Origin of the sequence: Gordonia otitidis (assembly GCF_020735545.1) — a bacterium.
GTDB lineage: Bacteria > Actinomycetota > Actinomycetes > Mycobacteriales > Mycobacteriaceae > Gordonia > Gordonia otitidis.
On record NZ_CP085974.1, the window covers coordinates 2,133,500 to 2,158,772 of the forward strand.

General features: G+C 65.8%; 22 protein-coding genes. 13 read left to right on the top strand and 9 right to left on the bottom strand.

The genetic code is table 11. The features are described from left to right. Positions 1-31: 31 nt before the first annotated feature. The 3 genes from LK459_RS09630 to LK459_RS09640 all read left to right on the top strand — a co-directional run bounded on the left by LK459_RS09630 (position 32) and on the right by LK459_RS09640 (position 5,216). Positions 32-2,452 (top strand): phosphoketolase family protein, encoded by a 2,421-nt coding sequence (locus tag LK459_RS09630; RefSeq protein ID WP_227923013.1) that lies wholly within the window; start codon positions 32-34, stop codon positions 2,450-2,452. A 731-nt stretch (positions 2,453-3,183) separates the two neighbouring features. Then, positions 3,184-4,485 carry a TrpB-like pyridoxal phosphate-dependent enzyme gene (locus LK459_RS09635; RefSeq protein ID WP_227923015.1) on the top strand — a complete coding sequence of 434 codons (1,302 nt, stop codon included), beginning with the start codon at positions 3,184-3,186 and terminating at the stop codon, positions 4,483-4,485. A gap of 2 nt (positions 4,486-4,487) precedes the next feature. Beyond that, positions 4,488-5,216, top strand: coding sequence for a DUF429 domain-containing protein (locus LK459_RS09640; protein WP_227923017.1), 729 nt, complete (start codon positions 4,488-4,490; stop codon positions 5,214-5,216). Positions 5,217-5,220: 4 nt separating this feature from the next. Here LK459_RS09640 and LK459_RS09645 read toward each other — a convergent pair whose 3' ends face one another. After that, positions 5,221-5,820 carry a GNAT family N-acetyltransferase gene (locus LK459_RS09645; RefSeq protein WP_227923019.1) on the bottom strand — a complete coding sequence of 200 codons (600 nt, stop codon included), beginning with the start codon at positions 5,818-5,820 and terminating at the stop codon, positions 5,221-5,223. Between the two features lie 198 nt (positions 5,821-6,018). Between LK459_RS09645 and LK459_RS09650 the strand changes: the two genes are divergently transcribed. The 5 genes from LK459_RS09650 to LK459_RS09670 all read left to right on the top strand — a co-directional run bounded on the left by LK459_RS09650 (position 6,019) and on the right by LK459_RS09670 (position 13,253). After that, positions 6,019-6,987, top strand: coding sequence for a formylglycine-generating enzyme family protein (locus tag LK459_RS09650; RefSeq protein ID WP_227923020.1), 969 nt, complete (start codon positions 6,019-6,021; stop codon positions 6,985-6,987). 87 nt (positions 6,988-7,074) lie between these two features. Then, positions 7,075-9,018 (top strand): DNA topoisomerase (ATP-hydrolyzing) subunit B, encoded by a 1,944-nt coding sequence (gene gyrB, locus LK459_RS09655; protein WP_227923022.1) that lies wholly within the window; start codon positions 7,075-7,077, stop codon positions 9,016-9,018. 222 nt (positions 9,019-9,240) lie between these two features. After that, positions 9,241-10,038: a GntR family transcriptional regulator gene (locus LK459_RS09660; protein ID WP_227923024.1), complete on the top strand. Its 798-nt coding sequence runs from the start codon at positions 9,241-9,243 to the stop codon at positions 10,036-10,038. A gap of 89 nt (positions 10,039-10,127) precedes the next feature. Next, the gene (locus LK459_RS09665; RefSeq protein WP_007236864.1) at positions 10,128-11,507 is read left to right on the top strand and encodes an arylsulfatase; all 1,380 of its coding nucleotides are present in this window, start codon (positions 10,128-10,130) and stop codon (positions 11,505-11,507) included. Between the two features lie 198 nt (positions 11,508-11,705). Then, positions 11,706-13,253 carry a SulP family inorganic anion transporter gene (locus tag LK459_RS09670; RefSeq protein ID WP_227923025.1) on the top strand — a complete coding sequence of 516 codons (1,548 nt, stop codon included), beginning with the start codon at positions 11,706-11,708 and terminating at the stop codon, positions 13,251-13,253. 18 nt (positions 13,254-13,271) lie between these two features. Here LK459_RS09670 and LK459_RS09675 read toward each other — a convergent pair whose 3' ends face one another. After that, positions 13,272-13,625: a DUF202 domain-containing protein gene (locus LK459_RS09675; protein ID WP_007238193.1), complete on the bottom strand. Its 354-nt coding sequence runs from the start codon at positions 13,623-13,625 to the stop codon at positions 13,272-13,274. Further along, complete coding sequence (locus LK459_RS09680; protein WP_227923027.1) at positions 13,622-13,981, bottom strand: YidH family protein; 360 nt, start codon at positions 13,979-13,981, stop codon at positions 13,622-13,624. The genes LK459_RS09675 and LK459_RS09680 overlap by 4 nt, the downstream gene beginning before the upstream one ends. A gap of 277 nt (positions 13,982-14,258) precedes the next feature. Between LK459_RS09680 and LK459_RS09685 the strand changes: the two genes are divergently transcribed. The 4 genes from LK459_RS09685 (at position 14,259) to LK459_RS09700 (ending at position 18,317) form a co-directional block, all read left to right on the top strand. Then, a complete protein-coding gene (locus LK459_RS09685) occupies positions 14,259-15,749 on the top strand; it encodes an ABC transporter substrate-binding protein (RefSeq protein WP_227923029.1) in 1,491 nt (496 codons plus the stop codon). Between the two features lie 46 nt (positions 15,750-15,795). Continuing rightward, positions 15,796-16,704, top strand: a complete 909-nt coding sequence (locus tag LK459_RS09690; protein ID WP_227923030.1) for an ABC transporter permease — start codon at positions 15,796-15,798, stop codon at positions 16,702-16,704. 95 nt (positions 16,705-16,799) lie between these two features. Further along, positions 16,800-17,651 carry an ABC transporter ATP-binding protein gene (locus LK459_RS09695; protein ID WP_007238197.1) on the top strand — a complete coding sequence of 284 codons (852 nt, stop codon included), beginning with the start codon at positions 16,800-16,802 and terminating at the stop codon, positions 17,649-17,651. A gap of 168 nt (positions 17,652-17,819) precedes the next feature. Beyond that, positions 17,820-18,317, top strand: coding sequence for an LURP-one-related/scramblase family protein (locus LK459_RS09700; RefSeq protein ID WP_039993791.1), 498 nt, complete (start codon positions 17,820-17,822; stop codon positions 18,315-18,317). Positions 18,318-18,341: 24 nt separating this feature from the next. Here LK459_RS09700 and LK459_RS09705 read toward each other — a convergent pair whose 3' ends face one another. The 3 genes from LK459_RS09705 to LK459_RS09715 all read right to left on the bottom strand — a co-directional run bounded on the left by LK459_RS09705 (position 18,342) and on the right by LK459_RS09715 (position 21,409). Further along, the gene (locus LK459_RS09705) at positions 18,342-19,751 is read right to left on the bottom strand and encodes an acyl-CoA synthetase (RefSeq protein WP_227923660.1); all 1,410 of its coding nucleotides are present in this window, start codon (positions 19,749-19,751) and stop codon (positions 18,342-18,344) included. Between the two features lie 51 nt (positions 19,752-19,802). Next, complete coding sequence (locus LK459_RS09710; RefSeq protein WP_227923032.1) at positions 19,803-20,732, bottom strand: quinone oxidoreductase family protein; 930 nt, start codon at positions 20,730-20,732, stop codon at positions 19,803-19,805. A 65-nt stretch (positions 20,733-20,797) separates the two neighbouring features. Next, positions 20,798-21,409, bottom strand: a complete 612-nt coding sequence (locus LK459_RS09715) for a helix-turn-helix transcriptional regulator (RefSeq protein ID WP_007238201.1) — start codon at positions 21,407-21,409, stop codon at positions 20,798-20,800. Between the two features lie 252 nt (positions 21,410-21,661). Here LK459_RS09715 and LK459_RS09720 point away from each other — a divergent pair, with 252 nt between their 5' ends. Further along, positions 21,662-22,384, top strand: a complete 723-nt coding sequence (locus tag LK459_RS09720) for an MSMEG_1198 family transcriptional regulator (RefSeq protein WP_227923033.1) — start codon at positions 21,662-21,664, stop codon at positions 22,382-22,384. A gap of 12 nt (positions 22,385-22,396) precedes the next feature. On the opposite strand, the gene LK459_RS09725 is transcribed toward LK459_RS09720, so the two are convergent. The 3 genes from LK459_RS09725 to LK459_RS09735 all read right to left on the bottom strand — a co-directional run bounded on the left by LK459_RS09725 (position 22,397) and on the right by LK459_RS09735 (position 25,211). Next, entirely contained in the window at positions 22,397-23,269 is an 873-nt protein-coding gene (locus LK459_RS09725) for a phosphatase PAP2 family protein (protein ID WP_227923034.1), read from the bottom strand. A 165-nt stretch (positions 23,270-23,434) separates the two neighbouring features. Then, positions 23,435-24,523: an inositol-3-phosphate synthase gene (locus LK459_RS09730; RefSeq protein ID WP_227923035.1), complete on the bottom strand. Its 1,089-nt coding sequence runs from the start codon at positions 24,521-24,523 to the stop codon at positions 23,435-23,437. Continuing rightward, a complete protein-coding gene (locus LK459_RS09735) occupies positions 24,516-25,211 on the bottom strand; it encodes a PadR family transcriptional regulator (RefSeq protein WP_007240976.1) in 696 nt (231 codons plus the stop codon). The genes LK459_RS09730 and LK459_RS09735 overlap by 8 nt, the downstream gene beginning before the upstream one ends. Positions 25,212-25,273 lie beyond the last annotated feature (62 nt).

The window sequence follows — 25,273 nt, forward strand, 5'->3', positions numbered from 1 at the left end:
TCAGGAGTCGACGAGTTCGAAGGGAACCCGCATGACCGAGGTCTCCACCCAGCAGCGCGCATACCAGCAGGCGGATCTCGACGCCGACCTGCGATGGTGGGCGGCGGCGAACTATCTCACCGTTGCCCAGATCTATCTGCAGGAGAACGTCCTGCTCCGCGAGCCGCTCACACGCGATCACATCAAGCCCCGTCTGCTCGGGCACTGGGGAACCAGCCCGGGACTCTCGGCGATCTACACGGTGCTCAATCGCATCATCAAGGAGTCGGAGACACCGTGGCTCTACATCACGGGTCCAGGCCACGGTGGACCGGCGCTCGTCGCGAACACCTATCTGGAGGGGACCTACACCGAGATCTATCCACGCATCTCCCGTGATGCCGAGGGTGTTCGCGCACTGTGCAGGCAGTTCTCCACTCCCGGCGGTATCCCCAGCCACGTGAGCGTGCAGACCCCGGGAAGCATCCACGAGGGCGGCGAACTCGGCTACGCATTGGTCCACGCCGCAGGCGCCGCCTACGACCATCCCGACCTCACGGTCGCGTGTGTCATCGGTGACGGTGAAGCAGAGACCGGGCCGCTGTCGGGGTCGTGGAAGATCCCGGCGTTCCTCAACGCCGCTCGCGACGGCGCGGTGCTGCCGATCCTGCACCTCAACGAGGCCAAGATCGCCGGCCCGACGGTGCTCGGACGCAGCACCGACGGCGAGGTCACCGACTACCTGCGCGGGCAGGGGTGGGTACCGACCTTCGTCGAGGGCGACGATCCCGCACAGGTCTTCACCGATCTGCGCGCCGCGATCGTCGAAGCGCGCAGGCGGATCGTCGAAATCCAGTCGGAGGCGCGGGGTTTCGGTGCTGATTCGCCGCTCCCGGATACGCACTGGCCTGCCATCGTGATGCGCACGCCCAAGGGCTGGACGGGTCCGAAGGAGGTCGACGGCAAGAAGATCGAGGGAACACATTGGGCTCACCAGGTGCCGTTGTCGGGGGTCCGGGAAAACCCCGAGCACCTCGCAATCCTCGAGAGGTGGCTCAAGTCGTACAAGCCTGAGGAGATCTTCGACGAGGACGGGGACATCGTCGAATCGATCGCATCACTGGCGCCCCCCGGTGATCTGAGAATGGGGTCGAGTCCGTACGCGAACGGCGGCAGGCTGCTGTCACCGCTGCGACTGCCCCCGATCGAGCAGTACGCGCTCGACATCACCGAGCCCGGCGACGTTCTGTTCGAGACGACGCGCGTACTCGGCGAGTTCATGCGCGACATCTACACACAGAACTCCGACGACGACGGTGGCGGCACCTTCCGGTTGTTCTGCCCCGACGAGACGGCCAGTAACCGGCTGCAGGCCGTCTTCGAGGTCACCGATAGAGCGTGGCAGCTCCCGCTCAAGGACTTCGACGACAATCTGTCGCCGTTCGGACGTGTGATGGAGGTGCTCAGTGAGCACCTGTGCCAGGGCTGGCTGGAGGGATACACGCTCACCGGCCGACACGGGCTGTTCGCCACGTACGAGGCCTTCGCCATGGTCAGCGCGTCGATGGTCGTCCAGCACACCAAGTGGCTGCAGCACGCGACCACGCTGCCGTGGCGCGAACCGGTGGCGTCGTTGAACATCCTACTGACCTCGACCTGCTGGCGTAACGACCACAACGGTTTCTCCCACCAGGGCCCGGGACTCATCGACCTCGTACTCCCGCTGTCACCCGAGATCGTCCGTGTCTGGCTGCCACCGGACTCCAACACCCTGCTGTCGATCTCGGATCACTGCTTCCGCAGCCGTGATCACGTCAACCTGATCGTCGTCGACAAACAACCCCACCTGCAGTACCTCTCGCTGGAGGAGGCCAACAAGCAGGCGGCTGCCGGAGCGTCGATCTGGGAGTGGGCAGGCACGGAGAACGTGCCGGGCGAGCTACCGGACATCGTGCTCGCCTGCGCGGGCGACGTGCCGACCCAGGAGATCCTCGCCGCAGCGCAGCTGCTGCGCGAGTGGGTTCCGTACCTGCGGGTACGTGTCGTGAACGTCATTGATCTGATGGTGCTGCTACCGCAGAACGACCATCCCCACGGTCTGCCGGAGGACAAGTTCGTCGACCTGTTCACCCGCGACGTCGACGTGGTCTTCGGATTCCACGGCTACCCGCGTGCGATCCACCAGCTGGTGCACGGTCGGACCCATCCGGGTCGTTTCCACGTGCGGGGCTTCTCTGAGCAGGGCACCACCACGACGCCGTTCGACATGGTCGTGCTCAACAAGATGAGCCGCTACCACCTGGTGATCGAGGCGCTGCGTCGTGCCCGCCGTGCGCCGGAGAAGGCCGAGGAGCTGGTCGAGTTCTGCAACAACCAGCTCGCACGCCACCACGACTACGTCCGCGAACACTTCGAGGACCTGCCCGAGGTGCGCGACTGGAAGTGGTCGGAGCCCAGTGGCTCCCGGGACTGACATCTCCTGACGCGAGGCGGGGATCGGCGACGACGCCGGCCCCCGCCTTCGTCGTCGGGGCGGCGTCGCCTCGGGCTTCGGGGCGCGGGTCGTGGGTGCGGTAAGTGGCGGAAGGGTGTGCCCCGCGGGAAGGTTCTGGGGGAAAGTGCGCGCGGGCCTGCCGCGGACCTGTGGGCGGCTGCAGATAGTAGGGGAAAGGGCGCGCGGGGCCTGCGGGCCGGTGCGGAAAGTAGGGGAAGGGTTTCTTCCGCGGGTTTCTGTCGTTTCCGTGGGTTGTTTCTAGGGGAGGGGTCAGGAAGTGGGGGAAGGGTGTGCTCGGCGGGAAGTTTCTGGGGAAAGGGGTGCGCGGGGTGCGCGGCGGGCCTGGAACCGGCTGTAGAAACCAGGGGAAGGCGTGCGCGGGGTCCGCGGAGGGCTCGGGACCGGGTGCAGAAAGTAGGGGAAGGGTTTCTTCCGCGGGTTTCTGTCGTTTCCGTGGGTTGTTTCTAGGGGAGGGGTCAGGAAGTGAGGGAAGGGTGTGCTCGGCGGGAAGTTTCTGGGGAAAGGGGTGCGCGGGCCCGGAACCGGCGCAGAAACCAGGGGAAGGACCTCTTCCGCGGGAAACTTCCCGAGCAGAGTCCGCCGCCGAACTCCGCCGAACTTCGCCGAACCCCACACGCCGATCCCCGACCCCGACATCGAGCAGCAAAACCAGCCCGCGGGCCGGGGAGAGCGCGGTCTACAGTATTCGCATGACGATGCACGTGGACGCCAGCAACCCGGACCTCATCACCGTGGACGTGCCGACGCACTGGTACAACCTCGCGGCGGAACTGCCCGAGCCGATCCCGCCGCACCTGCATCCCGGTACCAAGGAGCCAGTCGGCCCCGACGATCTCGTCGCGTTGTTCCCGAGCGGACTGATCGCACAGGAGGTCTCGACCGAGCCGTATATCGAGATCCCCGAGCCGGTGCGCGAGATCTACAAGATGTGGAGGCCCTCGCCGCTGATCCGCGCGCGACGTTTCGAGGAGTCGCTCAACACCGGCGCTCGGATTTACGTGAAGTACGAGGGCGTCAGCCCCGTCGGCTCGCACAAAACCAACTCGGCTGTCGCGCAGGCGTATTACAACAGCGTCGACGGCGTCCGCAAGCTCACCACCGAGACCGGAGCCGGCCAGTGGGGCTGCGCACTGGCGTTCGCCGGCGCGCAGTTCGGCATCGACGTCGAGGTCTGGCAGGTGCGTGCGTCCTATGAGTCGAAGCCCTACCGCGGCTACCTGATCCGAACCTACGGCGGCACCATCCACTCCAGCCCGTCCACGCTGACGGAGTCGGGCCGCGCGATCCTCGCCAAGACACCAGATACCACCGGCAGCCTCGGTATGGCGGTCAGTGAGGCCGTCGAGGTCGCTGCCAATGACCCAGATGCACGCTACGCGCTCGGCAGCGTGCTCAATCACGTTGTGCTGCACCAGAGCGTGATCGGCCAGGAGGCAGTCGAGCAGCTCGTGGCCGTCGAGCCCGGTGGCGCCGACTTTGTGTTCGGTTGCGCGGGAGGCGGTTCCAACCTTGCCGGGCTGTCGTTCCCGTTCCTCCGCGAGAAACTGCACGGACGATCCGATGCGCGTGTGATAGCCGCGGAACCGTCCGCGTGTCCCTCGATCACCCAGGGGGAGTACCGCTACGACCACGGCGACGTAGCCGGTCTCACGCCACTGCTCAAGATGCACACTCTCGGAATGGATTTCGTGCCGGACCCCATCCACGCGGGAGGTCTGCGCTACCACGGCATGGCGCCTGCGTTGAGTCACACCGTCGAGCTCGGTCTGGTGGAGGGTGTCGCGATCGACCAGCACGACGCTTTCGCCGCCGGGGTGCAGTTCGCGCGCACGCAGGGCATCGTGCCAGCGCCTGAGTCCACGCACGCCATCGCAGCATGCGCTCGACAGGTCGCCGACAATCCTGCCGAGCAGGTCGTCGTGATCGGGCTGTCCGGCCACGGCCAACTCGACCTTCCCGCGTACGCCGAGTTCCTCGACGGGAACATCTGAGCGTGCTCACCGCAGGCGTCGACCTCTCGGCGTCGCCTGCGTCGACCGCCGTTGCCGTCGTCCAGTGGACTGAACACCACGCCCGACTACTCCAATTGGTCACCCCCGCAGACGATTCGACGATCCGACAGCTTGTCGACGGTACTGATCGATGCGGCATCGACTCGCCGTTCGGATGGCCGGACGGCTTCGTCGAGTTCGTTGCGCGCCACCATCGGGGCACCACACCCACCGACTCCCGGCTCGACGACATCGGACGACGGCGCCCGCTGGCATACCGACGCACCGACCTGTATCTCGTGGAGCACGGACTCGGCCGCCCCTTGAGCGTGTCGGCAGATCAGATCGCGCATGTCGCTTTCCGGTGTGCGGGGCTGCTCGCGGATCTCGACGTGACCGATCGCGTCGACGGCTGGGCTGTGGAGGCGTATCCGGCTGGTGCGCTCAAACATTGGGGGCTGACGTCACGCGGATACAAGCGGTCGGGCAATCGAGCTGTGCTGCAGAGTCTCTGCGAGGATCTGCAGGCGGCGGCACCGTGGCTGGACCTCGGAGCATACGTCGACCTGATGTGTCACGACGACAACGCCTTCGACGCCGTCGTCACCGCGCTCATCGCGCGGGCAGCGAGCCTCGGTGCGACGACGTTACCCGACGAGTTCGACATGCCGGTCGCACAGCGTGAGGGCTGGATTCATGTCCCGAACCGTGCCTTCGACGATCTGCGCTGACTGTTCATCGCAGGTCGAGTCGCATGAGGACTCGCGGGAACCCGTTGAGGACGGACGTGGTGTCGGCGACCTTCCGGAATCCCGCGCGTTCGAACATCATCCGAGTGCCGACATAGGCCATGGTCAGATCAACTCGCTCGCCGTTGTTGTCGACGGGATAGCTTTCGACGACAGGCGCTCCGCTGTCCCGGGCGAAGTCGACCGCCCCGGCGATCAAGGGCGAGGTGATTCCCTGCTTCCGATGACCGGGCCGCACCCGGACACACCAGAGCGACCAGACCGGTAGATCGTCGACGTGTGGAATCCTTCGGTTGCGCGCGAATGTCGTATCTGCTCGTGGATGAATCGCCGCCCACCCCACCACCTCGCCGGCGGCATCGTAGGCAAGCACACCCGGCGGGGTGCGCTCCGCACAGAGCGCTCGGACGCGATCGCCACGAGCAGGTCCCCGAAGTTGCTGGTTCTCCGCGCCGGAGATGCGGTAGCTCAGACACCAGCACACATTGGCGTCGGGATGCTTGGGCCCGAGAACCGCGGCGACGTCGTCGAACTCGGTGGCAGGCCGGACGGTGACCGGCGATGGACTCGTTCTCTGGACTGACATGGCGCCAGTATGGCGTTGAACGAGGACGGCGACGGTCCTCTGACGAGAACCACGCCACCACTTCGACGCAGCGTCCCGGGTGGCGGAACGGCGCGGTTCTGCCAACCGCGGGCTGCGTCACCAGCCTGTTCACGCGCGACGAGGTGGCGTAACACGCAGGGTAACGCCGCGACACGGAAGGCTTGGCAGCATGGCGACATGCTCGTCGACACACCTGTACCCACCACCGCGTCCGCGCGAAAGAACATGGCCTACATCCCCGCCGGCATCTTCTGGATGGGATCGGAGGACTTCTACCCGGAAGAGCGGCCGGTGCACCAGGTCGCGGTCGACGGGTTCTGGATGGATGTGCACCCTGTGACGGTTGCCGAGTTCCGACGCTTCGTCCGCGACACCGGATACGTGACCACCGCTGCGCGCGAGCCCGACCCGGCCGATTACCCAGATGCCGATCCGACGCTCCTGCGAGCGGGATCGATGGTGTTCACGCCACCGCCGGGGCCGGTGCCGCTCGACGACTATCGCCGGTGGTGGTCGTATGTTCCCGGCGCCGACTGGGAGCACCCGGAGGGTCCCGGGAGCAATGTCGGTGCCAGGAACCGACACCCTGTCACGCATGTGTCCTATGCCGACGCCCAGGCGTATGCCGCATGGGCGGGCAAGGAACTGCCCACCGAGGCGGAATGGGAGTATGCGGCCCGTGGGGGCCTCGACCGTAAGCCGTACGCCTGGGGCGACGAACTCCATCCGCACGGGCGACCGGCGGCCAACACCTGGTACGGCGAATTCCCTTGGCAGAACACCGAAGAGGACGGCTACTCCCGCACCTCGCCGGTCGGGCGCTTCCGTCCCAACGGGTATGGACTCGTCGACGTCATCGGCAACGTGTGGGAGTGGACGTGCGACCATTACACCACCGATCACGCTGCGGGCGACAAGAACGTCGCGCCTGCGAGCACGTGCTGTATACCCCGAAATCCCGTGCAACGCGCGGCCGTCGACACCGGGCACGGCGTCGAGCGCTTTGCACGCCGCACCATCAAGGGCGGATCGCATCTGTGTGCGCCGAATTATTGTGTGCGGTACCGGCCGTCGGCACGACAGAGCCATACCGAGGACGCGTCCACCAGCCACATCGGCTTCCGCTGCATCGTGCGCGAGGGCTGACACGTGACCACCACCATGCGCCCCGAAAACACCATGCGCCCCGAAAACACCATGCGCCCTGAACGCACCATGCGTCCACAACAATCCATGCGTCCAGAACACGACACACCGGCCGACGACGTGGCCTACGGAGCCGACTCGATCACCATTCTCGAAGGCCTCGACGTGGTGCGGAAGCGCCCGGGCATGTACATCGGGTCGACGAGTGCACGCGGCCTGCACCACATGCTGTGGGAGGTCATCGACAACGGCGTCGACGAGGCGATGGCCGGCCACGCGACGCGCGTCGAGGTCACGCTCCTCGCCGACGGAGGCGCAGCGGTCACCGACAACGGGCGCGGGATACCGGTCGCCGTGCACGCCACGGGAATTCCGACCGTCGACGTCGTCATGACCCAGTTGCATGCCGGTGGCAAGTTCGACGTCGAGGGCGGCGCATACGCGGTGTCCGGAGGCTTGCACGGGGTCGGCGTATCGGTGGTGAACGCACTGTCGACACGACTCGAGGTCGATATCAGCCGGGACGGCTACCGATGGTCGCAAACCTACGACAGATCGGTGCCCGGGACGCTGGCGCGCGGCTCGGCGACACGTGAAACCGGTACTACCGTCCGATTCTGGCCGGACCCCGACGTCTTCGAGACCACCGAGTTCAACCGCGACACGGTAGCCAAACGCCTGCAGGAGATGGCCTTCCTCAACAGTGGGCTCGAGATCCTCCTGCTCGACGAGCGCGACGGAGAGCGCAGCCGCTTCTGCTACCCCGACGGACTCGTCGACTTCGTTGCGCACGTCAACCGCAGCAGGACCCCGCTGCATCCGTCCGTCATCGGGTTCACCGGCCACGCCCCTGGACATGAACTCGAGGTTGCACTGCAGTGGAATTCGGGGTACTCGGAGTCGGTCCACACCTTTGCCAATACGATCAACACCCATGAGGGTGGAGTCCACGAGGAGGGCTTCCGCGCGGCGTTGACCACGGTGGTGAACAAGTACGCCAGGACGCTGAAGGTCCTCAAGGAGAAGGACTCCAATCTCACCGGCGACGACATCCGCGAAGGACTCGCAGCGATCGTGTCGGTCAAGGTCGCCGACCCGCAGTTCGAGGGTCAGACGAAGACTCGACTGGGCAACAGCGAGATCCGCTCGTTCGTGCAGCGAGTCTGTCACGAGCAACTGGCCGAATGGTTCGACGCCAACCCCGCCGAAGCCAAGACTGTTCTCGCCAAGGCAGCGGCGTCGGCTCAAGCACGTACCGCGGCCCGACGAGCACGGGAACTGGTGCGCCGCAAGACAGCAGGAAGCCTCGGCGGACTCCCGGGCAAACTGGCGGACTGTCGCAGCAGCGACGCCGAGCGCGGTGAACTGTTCATCGTCGAGGGCGACTCGGCAGGCGGCAGCGCGAAGTCCGGACGAGATTCGATGTACCAGGCGATTCTTCCGTTGCGCGGCAAGATCATCAACGTCGAGAAGGCCCGCATCGACCGTGTTCTCAAGAACACCGAGGTGCAGGCGATCATCACGGCGCTCGGCACAGGCATCCACGACGAGTTCGACCTGTCGAAACTGCGCTATCACAAGATCGTCCTGATGGCCGACGCAGACGTCGACGGACAACACATCTCGACGCTCCTGCTCACCCTGCTGTTCCGCTTCATGCGCCCGCTGATCGAGCAGGGTCACGTCTACCTGGCGGCACCACCGCTCTACAAGATCAAGTGGCAGAAGGGCCAGCCCGACTATGCCTACTCCGACCGCCAGCGCGACGAGATCCTGGCACGCGGGCGGGATGCGGGAAGAAAACTGCCGTCCGACAGCGCAATCCAGCGCTACAAAGGTCTCGGCGAGATGAATCCGTCCGAGCTCTGGGAGACGACGATGGATCCCCAGACGCGAATACTGCGACAGCTCACACTGTCCGACGCCGCGCTTGCCGACGAGCTCTTCTCGATCCTCATGGGCGAGGACGTCGACGCTCGCCGCGGCTTCATCGTCCGCAACGCGAAGGACGAACGGTTCCTGGACATCTGATCCACCAGCTGCATCCACACCAGCTGTATCGACCCCGGTCGCGCGCCCAATCAGGTGCGCACCGGGGTCGAGTCGTGTCGACGTCAGCGCACAAGTGGCGTTTCTCATCGCTTGCGCCGCGGAAAAGCCGCTGGCCAGCACGTTGGGGCTGGAAATACTGGCGTAACAAACGGATAATTCCATGGCAAATCATCCGGAATGAACGAGCCGCACCATAGTCACATGCCATCGAGACCACGGATAGCTCCGAAAGACTTCCCGCGCCCGCAGGTGCGGAAGTACGCCGGAACGCGCGAGGATGCTGCGCGCTGGGTGCGTGACGTGTTGCGCACCCAGATCCTCGACGGCGTGTTCGGCGGACTGGCGGCACCGCGGCCGCTCCTGCCACCAGAGAACCAACTGGCCAAAGAACTCGGGGTCAGCCGCAACGCCATTCGCGAGGCACTCGATCTGCTCCGCGCCGAGGGGCTCATCACCCGCGTCCAGGGCGCCGGGACCTTCGTCACCGGAGCCAAGCTCCGGCAGCGGATCGATCGACTCGAGGGACTAGCGGAATCGCTTGCCGGCCATCAACTCACCGTGGAGAACAAGGTGCTCTCGGCTCGCGAGTCGGCGGCAACGCCGTTCGTCGCAACCAAACTCGCGATCCCCGAAGGGAGTCCGATCCTGTTCATCGAGCGACTTCGCACCGTCGCGACGGTGCCGTTGTCGCTCGACACCACGTCGCTGCGCCCCGAGGCGATCGACGCCCTCGAGGGAGCCAACCTCGTCGAGGAGGACGTGTTCGGGCTCCTCGAGGAGCGCCTCGGCGTACGGCTCGGACAAGCGGAGAACACCGTCGAAGCCGTTGCGGCCGATACGGGAACCGCACGTCTGCTCGACGTCCGTCCCGGCTCACCAGTGTTGTTGATGCACCGTCTCACCTTTCTCGAAGACGGCACCCCGTTCGACCTCGAATCCGTGCGCTACCGCTCGGACCGGGTCTCGCTCACGTCCGTGACTCCGCGCCTGCAGCGCTGACAGTTACCCGCCTACCAGACCGACTGACCATCCCGCGCCTGTGTGGGACGAGTCGAGAACACCCAATGAAAGAGAAATGAGGATCACCCATGTCCGAATCACCCCAGAAGCAGCCGAACATCGTCTACTTCCACGTCGACAACCTCGGGCTCGGCGAGCTCGGTTGCTATGGCGGCGGCATCCTGCGCGGCGCCGACACCAAGAACATCGACTCCTTTGCGGGCGACTCGCTGAAGCTGTCGCACTTCGTCGTCGAACCGCAATGCACCCCAACGCGTTCGGCACTCATGACGGGTCGCTATCCGATCCGCTCGGGTAACCACACGATCGCACTGGGCGGCAACGCGGGCGGCCTCGTCGCCTGGGAACGCACCATGGGCGACATCCTGTCGGACGCAGGCTACGCAACCGCCTGCTACGGCAAGTGGCACATCGGCGCCGAGGACGGACGCTGGCCGACCGATCACGGATTCGACGAGTTCTACGGTCCCGCACGTACCTACGACGAATGCCTGTGGCCCGACGATCCCTGGTACGACGGCGACCGGGACGGCTGGTCCTACATGTACGACGGCACCAAGTCGGGCGGCGTGATCGCAACCGACGAGCAGCTGACCGTCGAGCTGAAGGGCCGTATGGACGCCGAATACGACCGCCGCGCAAAGAACTTCATGCGCAAGGCCGTCGCCGATGACAAGCCCTTCTTCCTCTACCACAACCACTCGCTTCTGCACTTCCCCATCGAGGTGCGCGAGGAGTTCAAGGGCAAGAGTGACAATGGTGACTGGGGCGACGCCCTGCTGATGCTCGACCACGACTTCCAGAGCCTGCTCGACGAACTCGACGAGCTGGGTATCGCCGACAACACCATCGTTGTCTTCGCGGGCGACAACGGGCCGGAGGATCACCTCGCGGGTCGCGGCACCGCAGGCTTCTTCGACGGCTCCTACTTCAGCTCGGCCGAAGGCGGAATCCGCACTCCGGCGCTGATCAGATGGCCGGGGCGAGTCAAGCCACGTGAGAGCAACGAAATGGTCCACGTCACAGACATGTTCACCACATTGCTGCGTTTCGCCGACTGCGAGATCCCCGACGATCGACTTATCGACGGGATCGACCAGCGCGAATTCTTCTCCGGCGCAGACAAGTCCGCACGCGAGGCGAGCATGGTGTGGCTCAACGACGAACTGCATGCGGTCAAGTGGCTGCAGTTCAAGATCAGCTTCGTGCGCCAGCAGCACTTCCACGACCCGGAAATCCCGCTGGGCTTCGCGCGTATCATCAACTTGCTCGAGGATCCCAAGGAGCGTGAAGCCGTCAACCAGACCTTCGTCCGGTGGTGGGTCATGCAGCACGCGCACCGGGTGATCCGTGAGTACAACGAGAGCATCGAGCGCGAAGAACTGATCCCGCCGGGCGCACCTCTCGACTTCGTGCCCCAGCGCACGTTCGAGACGGTCTCGGCCTGACGTCGACCGCCGGTGGAGTCCCGCTGATGGGACTCCACCGGCGTTCGCGTGCCGTCGGCGATGGTCGACGCCGCAACGGCAACGCCGCCCAGACCGCTCGCCCAGCACGGCGATCAACCAGACGAACGATCAACCACACGAACGAACAACCACACATGAGCCAGATCGACCACATCGAGACCCGAGGAGGAGCCGGCGATGTCCGTGACCGATGACCAGGCATCAACCGTGCCGCGCCGGGAAACCGAGCACCGCAGGCCGCAGATCACGGTGATGGCCGCTCTGCGCGATCCGCGACTGCTGCGCACCGAGGTCTTCGCCGGCCTGGTCACCGCGCTCGCCCTGATCCCCGAGACCATCTCCTTCTCGATCATCGCGGGAGTCGGACCCGCCGTCGGGCTGTTTACGTCTTTCATCTTCGCGATGACGATCGCCGTCGTCGGGGGTCGACCCGCGATGGTGTCGGCTGCGGCCGGTTCGGTCGCGCTCGTCGTCGCGCCGGTGGTACGCGATCACGGCGTCGACTACCTGATCGTCACGGTCATCGCCGCCGGAGTCCTGCAGATTCTCCTTGCATTCGCAGGCGTCGCCAAGATGATGCGGTTCATCCCGCAGAGCGTGATGACCGGCTTCGTCAACGCGCTGGCCATCCTCATCTTCAGTGCACAGATCCCACATCTCGTCGGGGTGCCGTGGCTGGTCTATCCGATGGTCGCGGCGGGTCTGGCGCTGATGCTCCTGCTGCCCAGGATCACGACCGTGATCCCGGCACCACTGATCGCCACCGCGTTGCTCACGGGCGCGGCCGTCGTGTTCTCACTGAGCGTCCCGCGGGTGGCGGACGAGGGCGACGTCTCGTCCGGGCTGCCGATACCCGGGTTGCCGAATGTGCCGATGAACTGGGAGACGGTACGCATCATCGCTCCCTATGCACTGGCGGTCGCGCTGGTCGGACTGCTCGAATCGCTGATCACCGAGCGCATCGTCGACGAGATCACCGATACTCCGTCGAATCCGCGACGGGAGAGTTGGGGGCAGGGGGTGTCGAACATCGTCGTCGGATTCTTCGGCGGCATGGGCGGCTGCGCGATGATCGGGCAGACCATGATGAACGTCAAGACCTGTGGCGCGCGAACACGCCTCTCCACATTCGTGGCGGGAGTGGCTCTGCTGTGCATGCTCGCCTTCTTCAGTCCGGTGCTCGCCGCGATCCCGATGGCCGCTCTCGTCGCGGTGATGATCATGGTGTCGGTGGCCACGATGGACTGGCGCTCGATCGCGCCGAGTACCTTGCGCCGCATGCCGATCGGTGAATCCGCGACAATGCTGATCACCGTCGTCGTGACGGTCGTGACGCACAATCTGGCGTTGGGGGTGATCGCGGGCGTCGTCTGTGCCTGCGGGATCTTCGTGCGACGGCAGTCGACGAGCGCCGTCGTCAGCGATCACGAGCATCATGAACCGTCCGACGAGTCCGGCGGCGCGCGGTGTGTGCACCGTCTGACCGGATCACTGTTCTTCGCGTCGAGCAACGTGCTCACCGACAGATTCGACTACGCGTGCGCAGCGCCGGATGTCGAGCTCGATCTGTCGCAGGCGCACATCTGGGATGCGACGAGCGTGGCAGCCCTCGACGGTGTCTGTGAACGCTTCCGGCGCAACGGCAAACGCGTCAGCCTGACCGGACTCAACGACTCGTCGGCGCTGCTCCACGGTCGGCTCAGCGTGCCGGATCCGTCCAACTGAATCCAACCCCCGCCGGGCTCACAACAGCGCCGCGGTGATGAGCACGATGATCGTGACCATCACCGCGGCGCCTGTCGTCGTCATGGCAACGGTGTCGGCCCGGTGCAGGGGCACGGTTCGCTCGGAGAGTGCGCGACGGCGTCGTCGGCCGATCACGGCCACCACGAGGGCAGCCGCGGCCGCGACACCCGCCAGCGCGTAGACCAGCGGCGTCGGCGAAGACTCCGGACGCAGCACGTCGCGGCCGGCCACCAGCAGGCCGTTGACGATGATGGCGATCGAAGTCCTGCTCCACGAGAGATCGGTGCGCTCGGCTTGTAGGCCACCGTCGGCTCCGTAGTCGGGGTCGGTGCCGGACTCGGGGTCGGTCATACCAACGCGAAGATCAGAGCGGTGACGACCGCGACGACTCCGATGACCACCAGCGCGATACCGAGGATCGCGATGAGCGGCGTTTTCGGCAGTGGGCGGTCGCGGCGGATCGCGTAGTCGTTGGCCCACCAGCGGCGCATGCCGCCCGCAGAGACGATGACGGCGAGAACCCCGAGCGACAGACCAAGCCCGTATCGAAACGCGGGATGGGTCGGATCCGGTAGGAACTGCAGCGCTGCGACAGCGGCCGCGAGGAGTCCGAGGGCGGTCCGCTGCCACGCCAGGAACGTGCGCTCGTTTGCCAGCGTGAATCGATAATCCGGTTCGTGCGACGGCTGGTCGGAACTCTCGCTCATGTCATTCTCGGGCACCTCTCCACTCTCGCGCAGGAACACGTCTCCGCGCCAACTCAACCCCCTGCGTAATCGTGTTGTCCGCCTGCGTAACCGGCGAACACCCGCTCAGGTATGGATTCGACATTGATGCGAGATGAACTGTGTACCAACGGGTTCGGGTAAATGGCGATGCCTGCCATCCGGGTTGACGTAGCGGCGCAACTCGCTGACCTGGTGGCTTAACCGAGGTGCAATGGTGAGTCGCCCGGTTGTAACAGAATCCTCAGAGTCTTGATGCATGTCCAAGAGCACCACTTCGCAAGGCCGCAGCAGTACCGCATCGGCTTCCCGAGTCCGTAGTCGCGGTCGCCTGACGGTCGCCGCAGTCACCGTCGGCGCTGCCCTGTCGGGCATGCTCTCCGGCTGCGGCGTGGTCGGCGGCGACACGGTCACCGTCAATGTCGGTTACCAGTCCAAGACCATCAACACCGTCAATGCAGGCACCCTCATGCGCGACCGCGGGGAGTTCGAGAAGGCTCTCTCCGGCGCCGGCAAGAAGACCGGGACCAAGTATCGCGTCGTCTGGCAGGACTTCTCCTCCGGCGCCCCGCTGACCGCGGCGATGATCGCCACCCACGTCGACATCGGGTCGATGGGCGACTACCCGTTGCTGACCAACGGCTCCAAGACCCGCAAGTACGACGACGCCGCGACGGAGTTCGTCGCCACCACCGGATACAACCTGCGCGGCTCGCTCAACCAGGTTGTGGTACCGAACTCGTCGAAGGCCACGACGCTGGCAGACCTCAAGGGTGAGAGCGTATCCACCAGCCTCGGCTCGGCGGGCGACGGAATGTTCTCCACCGCGCTGCAGAAGGCGGGCATGTCGACCGACGACGTGCACGTGGCCAACCAGGATCCCTCGATCGGTGCGGCGGCCATCGAAGGTGGGCAGGTCGACGCCCTCACCCAGTTCGTTCCGTGGCCACAGCTCGTCGTCTTCCGCAACCAAGGCCGGTTGCTCTACGACGGCGGCGACAACGGAGTCCCGACCTTCCACGGCGTCGTCACCCGCAAGCAGTTCGCCGGCGCCCACCCCGAAGTGATCTCGGCGTTCGTGACGGCGATGTCGAAGACCAACGACTACCTGCGCACACAGCCTCTGCAGGCGGCCCAACGCCTCAGCAAGATCACCGGCATCGAACCCGAGGTCGCCTACCTCTACAACGGGCCCAACGGTCTCGTCTCCTTCGACCTGCCGATCAAACAGCAGTTCCGCGAATCCCTGCAGCAGGTCAAGAAGTTCCTGGTCAAGCGGAAGTCCGTGACGAAGGACTTCGACATCGACGGATTCATCAACGAGTCGGCCGTTCGTCACACGCTCGGAGCGTCGTACACCGCCCACCGCGACAACCTGGCCAACCCGACGCCGCTCACCGGCACCGACGAGCTCTGCAGGCTTCCGGTCGGCGACCCGGCAACGGCCTCCGAGGTGTGGTTCTCCGGCGACGACCACACGGTGCCGGCCGCCACGCCGAGCTGCCTGCTACGCCGAGTCGCCGAAACGACGTCGCGCACACCGCGTGCCGTCTACGTCCCCGACGCCGTGACCGGCACCAAGCTGTTCGCCGACCACGCGACGTGGCTGGTCGATCCGGCAGCACCGGTCACCGCCCGCTATCTGCCCTTCGCCACCCAGGCCGGCGCAGCTGACTACCAGCGCAGCCACCCCGGGACCACTCCCGTCGACTATCGGACCGCGGTGTCGCAGTCCACCACCACCGACTGACCGCGCACGCACCGAGCGCCCACACCTCCAGGAAGGAACCCACACCATGGCATCCTCAGCCCCCACCACAACACGATCTGCCAGCGACGAGGACAACACGTCACGCCTGGCATCCGCGTCGTCCTCGGCCCCGGTCGAGCCGCCGACAGGCCGGCGCAGCATCGTCGACGCCGTGCGAGCCCGCAAGCTCGCCGCCTCGATCCTCCTGCCACTCATCCCCATCGCCGCGTTCATCGCCGTCTGGTACCTGCTCACCGAGAATCAGGTCGTCGCCTGGTTGCGTTTCAACCGGATGCCCACCCCGGGCGCCGTCCTCGACAGCTTCGGCGAGCGGCTCGGTTCGAGCGCGTACTACGAGGATCTGCTGGCCAGTCTGCAGCGCATCCTGCTCGGCTTCGCGCTGGCCGCGGTTGTCGGCGTCGCCCTCGGCATGCTGATCGGCCGCTCCGAGATCGCCCGAAAGACGTTGCGCCCGTTCATCGAGATCGTCCGCCCGATCCCGGCCATCGCACTCGTGCCGCTGACGATCCTGCTCTTCCCGTCGAGCGAACAGGGCATCGTCTTCATCACCTTCTTCGCGGCATTCTTCCCCGTGCTCGTCAGCACCATCCACGCGATGGACTCGCTGCCCAAGGTGTGGGAGGAAGCGGCGTACACCATGGGGGCCAGCCGTACGACGATCCTGCGGCAGGTCGTCCTGCCGGGTGCCCTGCCAGGCATCTTCTCGGGGCTGTCGGTCGCGATGGGCGTCGCCTGGATCTGCGTGGTCAGTGCCGAGATGATCTCCGGGCAGTTCGGCATCGGCTACTACACATGGCAGGCCTACGGGCTGCTCGACTACGCGGGAGTCGTCGTCGGCATGCTCTCCATCGGGGCCCTCGGTCTGATCACCGCATGGATCGTCGAGATGATCGGCCGTCGCATCAACCACTGGCTGCCGCGCGCCAAGCACTGAACCACAAGCACTGAAGCACCAGCACTGAACCACGCAGCACTGAATCACGCAGCCACACTCCCGAACACAAGCCACCACACAGGAAGCGCAATCCCATGGCACACAACACTGAAACACGACGCCGCTCGGCCGCCACCCGCGCCGCAGCCATCCAGGCTCGGTTCACCAGTGACATCCCCGTGAGCAACGACGGTCCCGGCGCCGCGGTGAACCTCGATCGACTCCAACTCGGTTTCGACGGCAAGGTGGCCGCCAACATCACGCTCGACATCGAGCCCGGTGAGGTCGTCGTCTTCCTGGGGCCGTCGGGCTGCGGCAAGTCGACCATCCTGCGCGCCCTCGCCGGGCTCCTCACCCCAATGGGCGGCGAGGCGACCGTCAACGGACGACCTGTCACCGGCAACGACGCCCACTGCGCGATGGTCTTCCAGGAGGACGCGCTCTTCCCGTGGCGTACCGCGGCCAAGAACGTGCAGTTCCCGCTGCGGTTGCGCGGACTGGGACGCTCGGAGTCGAAGCGGGAGGCCGCGAAGTACCTCGACCAGGTCGGCCTGAGCGCCTACCTCGACCATCTGCCGAGCCACCTGTCCGGCGGCATGCGCCAGCGCGTGCAACTCGCACGCACACTAGCCTGCGATCCGCTGGTCATGCTGATGGACGAGCCGTTCGGCGCCCTCGACGCACAGACCAGGCTCGACATGCAGCAACTGCTGATCTCGGTCTGGGAGCAGACGCGCATGACCATCCTGTTCGTCACGCACGACGTCGACGAGGCCCTGCTCCTCGCCGACCGGGTCGTACTCCTGACCCACCGGCCGGCGAGCGTCGCCGACGTGATCACCATCGAGAATCCGCGCGACTCGCAGGCCCAGTTCACCGAGGAGTACCAGCGCAGGCGCCAGTCGATCCTCGAGTTTCTCGGGCATGCCCCTGTCGGAGCGCACTGAGCAGCGCACACTCGACGCACACGAGCGCCCAGTCGGCCCGTCCACGGTGTCGACTGGGCGCTGTGTGGTGTCGACTGTGCGCTGTGCGCCGTCGACTGGGCGCTGTGTGCTGTCGACTGGGCATACCGCAGCGTCCGTATGGTGGAGTAAACGGTACGGAGGGTGATCGTGTCGCGGCTCTTCATCAAGCAGAAGGTCTTTTCTGTCGGCGAGAAGTTCACGGTGTTCGACGAACTACAGCAGCCCCGCTACTTCGTGCGCGGGAGCTTCATGCAGATTCCGAAACGGTTCACCGTCACCACGGCGTCGGATGTACCCGTCGCGCAGATCACGAAGACGGTGTTCAGCTTTCTGCCACGGTTTACCGTCGAGATGGAGGGCGTCGGGCTGGTCGCCACGATCCGCAAGGAGTTCAGCTTCTTCAAGCCGAAGTACTCGGTCGACGGCGCTGCGCTGAGTGTTTCCGGCGACTGGTGGGACATGAACTTCTCGGTGTTCCGCGCGAACCACGAGGTGGCGCGCATCCATCGGAAACTGTTGAGCTGGGGAGACACTTACGAGGTCGATATCGCCGACGACGCGCTGGAGGCGATGATCATCTCGCTTGTCGTCGCCATCGACCGCGTGCGGTCCGAAGAATCGAGCGCCAACGCAGCCACGATGTGACAGAACATCGCCGACGAACTCCTCTCAGTCGCCGAGCAGTTTCTTCTGAACCTTGCCCATCGCGTTGCGGGGAAGGCCATCGACGCGTCGGATCTCCCTGGGCCGTTTGTGATGTGACAACTCGGCGGCCACCAGTTCGATGAGTTCGTCGTCCGGCACGGCATCGCCGACCACGTATGCGACGATTCGTTGCCCGAGGTCGTCGTCGGCCACACCGATCACGGCGACCTCGTCGACGGCGGGATGCCCGAGCAGGACCGTCTCGATCTCGCCGGCGCCAACACGGAAACCACCCGACTTGATCAGATCGGTGGATGCCCGCCCGACGATCCGGTGCATGCCGTCGGGATCGATGACCGCGACATCGCCGGTTGCGAACCAGCCGTCGTCGAGCCAACTCTCCGCAGTCGCTTCCGGCCGATTGAGGTACCCGGTCCCCACCATCGGTCCGCGAACGTGCAGATCCCCGACGGTCTCACCGTCGTGGGGTAGGTCGGTTGTGCCGGAATCGATCTCAGCGCTCCGTAGCCGTGTCTCGACGCCGCGCAGCGGAAGTCCCACCCAGCCGGGTCGACGCTCGCCGTCGAACCGGGTCGACACGGTGATCATGGTCTCGGTCATGCCGTACCGTTCGACGATCTCGTGTCCGGTCAGGTCTCGGATTCGTTCGAACACCGGCACCGGCAGCGGGGCGCTGCCCGAGACGAGCAGTCGCGCGGACGAGAGCCGTTGAGCTGCTGCGGGATCGGAGCCGATCCGCGTCCACACGGTCGGCACGCCGAAGAGCATCGACGCACCAGCGGCAGCGGCTGCGGCGTAACCGGCAGGTGTCGGCTTCACGGTGTGGATGAGGCGACCGCCGCGTCGCAGGGGCCCGAGTACTCCCAGGATCAGTCCGTGGACGTGGAACAGCGGGAGGCCGTGGGCGAGTACGTCGTCGGCAGTCCAGGCCCAGGCGTCGGCGAGAGCGTCGAGTCCGGCTGCGATGGCGCGCCGAGTGATGGGGACGCCCTTCGGAAGTCCGGTGGTTCCCGACGTGTAGAGGATCAGCGCGGTCGACTCGCCGGGCGGTTCGGGATGCGAGTGCCACGACCGGGCGAAACGTCGGATCGGGATGCCCGGCAGCGTCGTCGACTCGGGTGCGGCTCCGAGCCACGCCTGTGCGCCGGAATCGGTCAGGATGTGGTCGAGTTCGCGGGGCCCCGAATCCGGTGGAACCGGCACGATCGGCACACCCGCGATCAGACCGCCGACCACGGCGAGCACGGTCTCGATCGTCGGATGAGCGAGGACTGCGAGTGTGCGGGCGCCGCGGATGCGCTCGGCGACGGCAGTCGCAGCACCGACGAGATCTTCGCGCGAGAGTGCGTCGTCGCCGACGGTCACCACGTCGGGAACTTCGGGAGCAGCGGGTACGAGGTAGGGCAGCAGCACGTCTTTCACTGTGTCACGTCTGCGGCTCCGCGATCACGGGAGCCGCGATCACTACACCGTGAGCGCGACCTTCCCGCCCGCGTGGCCGCCGGAAACCAATTCCAGCGCGGTGCGCGCCTGCGACAGATGGAAGGTCTGCGCGATCGGCACGACGAGATCACCCGCTGCCGCGTGTGCGATCAGGTCCGCGCGTACGGAGTCGCGGTAGGCGGCGCTCTCGGGCTGTGTTCCCCCGAGCGCGACGAACCCGTCGCGCTGAGCACGGTCGCGCGCCACGATGGTGACGATGCGTGATCGGTCGGCCACCAACTCTTCCGATGTGTCGACGGCTTCGTCGGTGCCCGCGGCGTCGAGTGCTGCTGCGATGCCATCGGGGGCAGCAGCACGGACGCGGTCGGTCAGTCCCGGCCCGTATTCGACTGGGAGACCGCCGAATGCGGCGACCCGCTCGAAACCATGACGGCTGGCCGTGCCGATCACGGTGATCCCGCGTAGGCGTGCGAGTTGCAGGACCGCCACGCCCACCGCACCCGACGCCCCGTGCAGCAGGATGGTCTCGCCGGTCACCGCACGCGCTGCCCTGAGCATGTCTGCCGCCGTCGTCCCGGCCAGCAAGAGGTTCGCGGCCTCGGGGAAGCCGACCGTCGACGGCTTGGCGAACACCTTCTCCGCGGGCACCGTCAGTGCGGTCGCGTACCCGCCGTACACCCGGAAGGCGAGCACGTCGTCGCCGGGAGCTGCTGAGCCGGAGGCGATCTCGGTTGCGGGACCGAGCGCTGCGACAACGCCCGCCACCTCGTAACCGATCGGGACGGGAAAACTCGACGCTGCCTGCGCGTGCTTCAGGTCTGCCGGATTGACCCCTGCGGCCAGGACCTCGATGCTCACCTCGCCCGGCCCGGGTGGGTGCAGTTGATCGTCGATGAAGGCGAAGTCGTCGAGACCGCCCGGTCCGGTTGCCACCCACCGCTGCACACGCATGGTCCAAGCCTACTGACCTGCGTGACGTGTCCAGCGTTCGTCAGCGCCCAGCACGTGCCGACGGCTCAGAGTTGTTCCGGCCGCACCCAGCCGTCGGCGATGAGGGCAAGCAGCAGTTCCGCCTTGTTGGCGACGGGCCGCCCTGCGTCGAGGTAGCGCTGCCGCACCCGGCGGTAATGCTCGCGGGCGGTGCTCTCTGCGATGAAGAAGCGGCGTGCCGTTTCGCGCAGCGTTGCGCCGAGGACGTACGCGGTGAGGACCTCCCGCTCCCGTTCGGTGACGTGGACGCGGGGAATCCGAGGATGACCCGGCTCCGACCGGCCGGCCAGCCCCGTCAGCACGTCGAGCGCGTGTCCCGGATCGGTGATGTCGACGGTGCGCGGGTCCGACACCGGTACGCCTACGGTTCCGATCATGCAGCCGTTCAGCGCGCGAATGGATCGGACCTGCGCGATACGGCGCTGTGAACGGACGATCGTGATGGCGGGGGAGTCGAGGCCGCCGAGGGAGTCGGTGGCGTGATCGAGGTCGATGATGACTGCGTGTAGGCCTGCGTCTTCGACGAACACCGCGAGCGCGGAGTCGATGACGTCGTGCTCGGCGATGATGACTGCAGTGGCGACTGTTTTCAGAACAGGCGTCGGATTGTCGATCTCTCTGACGAAGTCGACGGTCATGGTTCTCCCCGGGTAATGCGCGCTGCCCTGACGGAAGCGCGAATCTGACGTGATGCGGCCGGTCTCACCGGTTAGGTGAAATCGTGCCCCCGACGCGCGCGCAAGTCATCACTTGTGATGACATTGCGGTGTGGCAATGGCGCGCGAAAACGCCCAATTGACCGAGCGTAGTACTAAATCACGCACGAACTGATCACATGTGGACGTGATTACGCATGAAGGTGTGAACGAACGAGGAGTGCCGTGGAAGGCATGCGCATCCTGATCGCGTCTCCGCTCGGAGATGTGGTGGCTGAGCCGATTCGAGCGACGATCGAGTCTGCGACGGTAGTGGTCGCACACGACCGAGACGAGTTCGTCCGTAGCGTGTTCGGGCGAGTCAGATTCGACGTCGTCTCCGCCGACCTCATCTTCAACCGCCCTGACGCCGAGTGGACGTTCGACGGCCTCGACGTGCTCGACGGCCTCGGGCAGGCGGACCGGCTTGCGCCGGTCCTGCTGGCAACCCAGGGGCACTCGATGGAGACCGATCACCTGGAGGAAGCGCGATTGCGCTCAGACGTCTGGGGTGTGGTCGCCAAGGCTGACGGGTTCGGTCCCCTCGTCGCCGCGCTGCGCACCATTGCGCACGGAGAGAAGCTGGCCGACAACACGCCCTCGCCGCGCTATCCGCCGCTGTACGAATTGTTCACCGGGAGAAGAGGTATCACCGCCGCCCGGATGGCCGGCGCCATCGCCGCGGGTAATGCCTCCGACAACGCGACGCTTGCATCGATCGCCAAGGTGTCGCCGAACACTGCGAACAAGGTGACCAGCCACTATCTCGGACCGATGATGCATGAGCGGAAAGAACACGACGACCGACTCACGCTCACTCAGGCCTCTGTGTACCGCTGGTGCGGCCTGCACGCCCGCTACATCGTCAGCTGGTGCCGCAGGCACGGGCACGAGGACGTGCTCGCGCCGCAGGCGTGACGAACACGCCCGTCAGAGGTGGTCGAGCTGCGTGCGATGGTCGACGACCTCGCGAGCCGGCGAGGTCAGTGACACCTTGTGCAGAGTCCACCAGAAGATGAGCGCAACACCGGTCGATCCGGCTGCCGCCAGCATGTTGGCGCCGAGATAGGAATTGTCTTCGACGGTGTCGGTGCTTCCACCACCGAGCCACGTCGCGGCCCACAGCACGATCCCTAGTCCGGCGAAGACGACGAACGCGAGCGCCATGAGTGCCGCGATGATGCCGCGACCGAGGGGGTCGACGCTCGACGCGTGTCCCTCGACGTCAAGCCACCCCACACGTACGGCGACCAGACACACGAGGCACGCCACGGCGAGTGCCACACAATCCGCGGCCAGTGTGTCGGAGAACCGGTGCCATTTCGCGGTGATCGTGTACGCGCCGATGCTGATCGCCCATGGGGTGACGATCAGGATTGCCAGACCTCGTACGCGGTACGGGACCACGAGCATGATCGCGAAGAGCACGGTGATGGCAATCGTGGTGTGACCGCTTGGCAAGCTGTTGTGAGCGTAGGGTCCGCTCGTGTCGACGAGATCCGGCCGGGTCAGGACGAATCGCTTGAGTGTCTGCGTGACGACTTGTGCTCCGCCGATGATGGCCACTGCCACCACTCCCACCCGCAGTTGCCTTCGCAGTGCTGCGACGATCAGGACGATCAAGGTCGCGATGGCCAGTGACACCACGGTGATCTGGCCCAGCGCGTCACCTGCCTCGGTGTACTCGCCGTGGGACACATGGTCGGCGCCGCGTAAAGCCGCGTTCTCGATCCGCTGCCCGGTGGTGGTTCGCACGGCGAGGAGATACGTCGCGATGCCGACGCAGATCGCTGCGATAGCCACGATCGTCCACCTACGAGTCGCACGAGTAGTTGCATCGATCACTAAATCCATCGTAGAGACCGCCGCGCCGCCGAAACGCGAGCCGACGAGCGCTGAACGACGTTGCCCCTCGGTCCGAGATCGAATCGAGGGGCAACGTGCGCGCTCCGGCGCGGAGGTGAGGTATCAGCCCTCGATGAACGTCTCCAGCTGCTGGCGTGCGACGTCGTCGGCGAGCTGCTCGGGCGGGCTCTTCATCAGGTAGGCCGAGGCCGGGAGGATCGGTCCGCCGATGCCGCGGTCCTTGGCGATCTTCGCGGCGCGCACGGCGTCGATGATGATGCCTGCCGAGTTGGGGGAGTCCCAGACCTCGAGCTTGTACTCCAGGTTCAGCGGAACGTCGCCGAAGGCACGGCCTTCGAGGCGAACGTAGGCCCACTTGCGGTCGTCGAGCCATGCGACGTGGTCCGACGGTCCGATGTGGACGTTCTTGTCCTCGACCTTGCCGGCGAGCGAGCCGGTGAGGTTCGACGTGACAGCCTGGGTCTTGGAGACCTTCTTCGACTCCAGGCGCTCACGCTCGAGCATGTTCTTGAAGTCCATGTTGCCGCCGACGTTGAGCTGGTAGGTGCGGTCGAGTGCGACGCCGCGGTCCTCGAACAGCTTGGCCATCACGCGGTGGGTGATGGTCGCGCCCACCTGGCTCTTGATGTCGTCGCCGACGATCGGCACGCCTGCGGCGCGGAACTTCTCGGCCCACTCGGGGTCGGACGCGATGAACACGGGCAGGGCGTTGACGAAGGCGACGCCCGCGTCGATCGCGCACTGCGCGTAGAACTTGTCGGCCTGCTCGGAGCCCACCGGCAGGTAGGACACCAAAACGTCGACCTCGTTGTCCTTGAGTGTCTGCACAACGTCGACGCCGTCGCCGTCGGCCTCGGTGATGGTCTGCAGGTAGTACTTGCCCAGACCGTCGAGGGTGTGGCCGCGCTGCACGGTGACACCGGTCGGCGGGACGTCGGCGATCTTGATGGTGTTGTTCTCGCTCGCGAAGATCGCGTCGGAGAGGTCGAAACCGACCTTCTTGGCGTCGACGTCGAAGGCGGCGACGAACTCGACGTCGCGCACGTGATACTGCCCGAACTTGACGTGCATCAGGCCGGGGACGGTCGAGTTCTCGTCGGCGTCCTTGTAGTACTGAACGCCCTGGACCAAGGATGAAGCGCAGTTTCCTACGCCCACTATGGCCACGCGCACCTTATTGGGCTCACCCATGGTCGGGTTCTCCTTCTTTTTCTCTGGGACCGCGAACGTCGCTGGACCCTGGAACGTGGGTCACCGCCGGTGAATTCTGGGGCACCGGGGCGGTGTCGAGCGCAGCCGGTTCCGGCGGCTCGGGTGTTTCTTCTGTCCCGTCGCGGCCCTGCTGTGGGCTCGCGTCCGGAAGTGTGTGTTCTGCGGCGATGAGCTCGTTGAGCCAGCGCACCTCGCGCTCGCTGGATTCGAGGCTCAACTCGTGCAGTTGGCGGGTGTACCGGTCCGACGCGCGTGTCGCGCGGGTGACGAGTTCACGCAGTCCCTCGCGCCGCTCCTCGACCTGACGACGACGCCCTTCGAGGATGCGCATCCGGGCCACCGCCGGAGTCCTGGAGAAGAAGGCCAGGTGCACGCCGAACCCGTCGTCGGTGTAATTCTGCGGACCGGTGTCGGCGACGAGCTCGTTGAAGCGGGTGCGACCCTTCTCGGTCAGTTGGTACACGCGCCGACCGCGTCGAACTTTGACGCCCGCCGGCGCACTTGCCTCGTCGATCAGGCCGTCGGCCTGCATCCGACGCAGCGTCGGATACAGGGAGCCGTACGAGAACGCGCGAAAAGCGCCCAACAGTCCGGTGAGGCGTTTGCGCAGCTCGTAGCCGTGCATCGGCGACTCGAGCAGCAGTCCGAGAATGGCGAGCTCCAGCATGGTGCGCACCTCCTCGGGTGTGTGAACTGTTGATCGCGAACGCCGCGCATCTCCGATGGGAC